The sequence below is a fragment of the Pseudomonas sp. MF08875 genome, from assembly GCF_059862525.1.
Window position 1 is genome coordinate 1 of record NZ_JCBCUW010000105.1, and the last position, 2,687, is coordinate 2,687.

Annotated in this window: 3 protein-coding genes; 2 read left to right on the forward strand and 1 reads right to left on the reverse strand. The window is 54.9% G+C overall.

What is annotated here, in order from left to right:
* Window positions 1-115: 115 nt before the first annotated feature.
* Complete coding sequence (locus AC19YT_RS28035) at window positions 116-886, forward strand: carbon-nitrogen hydrolase family protein (RefSeq protein WP_500611367.1); 771 nt, start codon at window positions 116-118, stop codon at window positions 884-886.
* 65 nt (window positions 887-951) lie between these two features.
* Here AC19YT_RS28035 and AC19YT_RS28040 read toward each other — a convergent pair whose 3' ends face one another.
* Window positions 952-1,866 (reverse strand): LysR family transcriptional regulator, encoded by a 915-nt coding sequence (locus AC19YT_RS28040; RefSeq protein ID WP_500611368.1) that lies wholly within the window; start codon window positions 1,864-1,866, stop codon window positions 952-954.
* A gap of 64 nt (window positions 1,867-1,930) precedes the next feature.
* Here AC19YT_RS28040 and AC19YT_RS28045 point away from each other — a divergent pair, with 64 nt between their 5' ends.
* The gene (locus tag AC19YT_RS28045; RefSeq protein WP_500611369.1) at window positions 1,931-2,539 is read left to right on the forward strand and encodes a LysE family translocator; all 609 of its coding nucleotides are present in this window, start codon (window positions 1,931-1,933) and stop codon (window positions 2,537-2,539) included.
* Window positions 2,540-2,687: the final 148 nt, after the last annotated feature.

A 2,687-nucleotide genomic window follows, 5' to 3' on the forward strand; every position in this document is an offset into this window, starting at 1 on the left:
CTGAGTCAGCTGCCGGTAATGCGTAGTCATCTGCGCTTGAATCCTTCGGTGTGAGAGCCTGGATTCTACCGGTGGCTGGCTCTCTGCCTCTCGTTTCAAGCGTTGCGCTTATTCTATGAATTCAGGTCTCGATATTTGCGCTGCCCAATATTGCTCAGTTGCAGGCGACCTCAACGCCAACATTGATCGTCATTTGCAGTTCATGCGGCTTGCCGCCAAGCAGGGTGTGGAATTTCTAATGTTTCCGGAGTTGTCCTTGACCGGTTACGAACCATCTGTCGCGCGAGAGCTAGCTCAAGCTCCTGGCGCTGAAATTTTGCAGCCTCTGCGTGAGCTGGCAAAGCAGCTAGAAATAACAACTGTCATAGGTCTGCCACTACGCCTAGATGGCGGCGACCCAATTTTTATTGGGTCACTTATTTTCGCTGCCGATGGTTCACAGGGCGCTTATACCAAGCAACATTTGCATCCGGGTGAAGAGGCAGTATTCAGTTCGGGCAATGGTGGTGCACTTTTGAACATCGGGTCCGAGCATATAGCGCTATCTATCTGCGCAGACTTCACGCAGGCCAGTCATGTGCAAGCTGCCGCTAAAGTGGGCGCCGGGGTGTACGCGACCAGCGTGCTAATAAGTGATAACGGCTACCTGCGTGACAGCGGGCTGCTGAAGGGCTATGCCCAGGAACATTCGCTGGGCGTATTGATGGCCAATCATGGAGCCCCTTCTGGTGGCTGGAGCTGTGCGGGCCGCAGTGCGTTCTGGGCTCCTGGGGGGCAACTGGTGGTGAGCGCGGCGGGTGCGGGCGATTGCCTGGTAATTGCACGCCGCCGACAAGGCATCTGGCAGGGCCAGGCTTTGGAGTATGGAGTGCCCTCGCTCCGGTAGGCATTCCCGGCCAATAGCTACCTTTCAACTAGTGACATCGCACTTGTCACACGTCATCTACGGCTTCATCCCGAGGCGCGCAGCCACTCCAATAATTCCATCTCCACACTATCCGGTTCGAATGCTGTCGGAGAAATTAGGCAATACCGCGAACCATCTTCAACGAACCCAGAAGGTGCTGCCAACACGCCGTTATGAATATCGTCTTGCACCAAGTGCCAGGGGCCAATTGCTACGCCAAGGCCGGCGACTGCTGCCTGCAAGCTAAAGTAAAAGTGCTCAAAGCACTGCCCCTCCGCCGGAGGCATGGATCGGCCTGTAGCAGCGGCCCATTCTTGCCAAGCGTTAGGGCGTGTTCGGGTGAGCAATTTAGGTGCGGCCGCAACGAGCTTGCCGTCTGCAGTGAACCACTCGCAAACCCTATCAGGCCGGCACACCGGGGCAACTCTTTCACGGAACAACTCTTCCGCATAGTAATGAGCAGGGCGGGGGAAATCGTCGCGGCGGATCGCGAGGTCTATACCGTGATCGAAGGAGAAGACCCCACCTCCTGCCACAAGATGAATGTTCAAGTCCGGGCGGCGCATCTGGAATTCACTCCAGCGTGGAATCAGCCAGCGCATTAACAGCGTGGGCTCGCAAGAAAGCACTAGTTGTCGATCGCGACGTGCCTTCACACGTATTTCCGTTACTGCCTGAGTCATCAAGCCCAAGCCTTCTCGCACCGCGATTGCCAGCTTGCGCCCGTCGTCTGAGATAAACACACGCCTACTACGACGTTCGAACAAATCGACGCCCAGCTCATCCTCCAGCAAGCGCACGGCGCGGCTTATCGCGCCCGGAGTGACATGCAACTCTGCGGCTGCACGGGCAAAACTCTCTAATCGGGCGGCGGCCTCGAAGCAGCGCAACGCAACCAGCGAGGGCAGGCGAGAAATCGATAATGGTGACTCAGGCTCACCTTTTTCTTGAGAAAGCATCGTTAGTCATCCGCTTAATGCACAGCAAGAATATGGCTATCTCGAACCAGAGCCAAATTACCTCATGAACGAATGGATAGCTGTAGTCACTATAACTTTGCTGGCATGCATCAGTCCCGGGCCCGATTTTGCCCTTGTTTCTCGCAATAGCCTGATGCTTTCACGCCGTACCGGAGTCCTTACGGCAGCCGGTATCGGCCTTGGGGTCGTTGTGCATGTCTGCTACACCCTGCTGGGGCTTGGACTGGTTCTTCAGCACTCGCTCTGGCTATTCAGTGCGCTGAAGATTGCCGGCGCCGCCTATTTGATTTATCTCGGGATAAAAATGCTGGGGACCATGCCCGCCGTAGGTCAGTTTGCTACACCAGCCGCTGCACAGTCAGATATCGCCGCTCTTCGCACAGGGTTCCTAACTAATGCACTGAATCCCAAAACATCGATTTTCATCGTTAGCCTTTTCATAGGTGTAGTACGACCCGAGACAACCTTGTCCATGCAAATTGCCTACGGTGTATTTATTTCAGCAGCCCATATCACCTGGTTCAGCCTTGTCGCGATGTTTTTTTCGACCGGCCAGATTCGGGAAAAGTTGATTGCGGTTCGGCATTGGGTGGATCGCGCTTTTGGAGGATTGCTAGTGAGTTTCGGTGTGATGCTGGCGATAACATTGTGAATGCACTGAGCGTCCGCTCTTGGCCCAGAGTGTGTAAAAACGCACCGGTAAACCCTTGCTATGATTTCCGAGAATCTCAGCGTATGGGACGCCCATGAAACGGTTTATCCAGGGTGAACACCGAGGTCAAAGCACCTTACTTCCCGAA